Raw genomic sequence first — 655 nt, forward strand, 5'->3', positions numbered from 1 at the left:
CGCGGAGCTCCCCTTCTCGCTCGAGGACGTCGCCGGCGTGACGGGTGACGTGGTCGGCTACGTCGACTCGATCCGGCGGCTGCCCGACGGCGGCCTCGCCGTCCTCGACTACAAGGCCACCGCCGAGCGGATCGCGCCCGATGATGCCGTTCAGCTGTCGCTCTACCACCGGGCCTGCGAGGACCGGTTCGACGAACCGATCGTGGCAGTGGGCTACGTGTACGTCGGCGACCTCGACGGAGACGACGATCCCCGCGTGAATCTCCTCGAGCCCGCAGATCTCCCGCCGTGGGAGGCGGTCCGGGAGACGCTCGAGACGGTCGACGAGCCGTCGTTCGCGGAGACGACGCCGGGTGAGCACTGCCGGCACTGCCCGCACCGATCGCTGGGCTGTGGACCGACGGAGTACACGCCCGAGATCGATCTGGCGGGGGACGACTGAGTCGGACCCGGAAAATCGGAGATCAGGGCTGCTACCGGGCTCGCGATACCGAGGTTCACGTCTCTCCGGTGCTGGAGGACGGTGGCCGAATACGACTCACGGCGGACAGATTACGAGTCCCACTCGAATCGGTCCGGATCGCGCGCCGCCAGCGCCGTCCGGACGGCGGCGACGTTCTCGCGGACGTCGTGGACGCGAACGATGTCGGCCCCG

The 655-nt window shown here is 69.3% G+C and carries 1 protein-coding gene; it reads left to right on the forward strand.

The features are described from left to right. Positions 1 to 442, forward strand: a 442-nt coding sequence (locus PGX04_RS32025; protein WP_273742168.1) for a PD-(D/E)XK nuclease family protein, incomplete at its 5' end; no start/stop codon positions are given. Between the last annotated feature and the right edge of the window lie 213 nt (positions 443 to 655).

The sequence above is a fragment of the Natrinema soli genome (assembly GCF_028618695.1).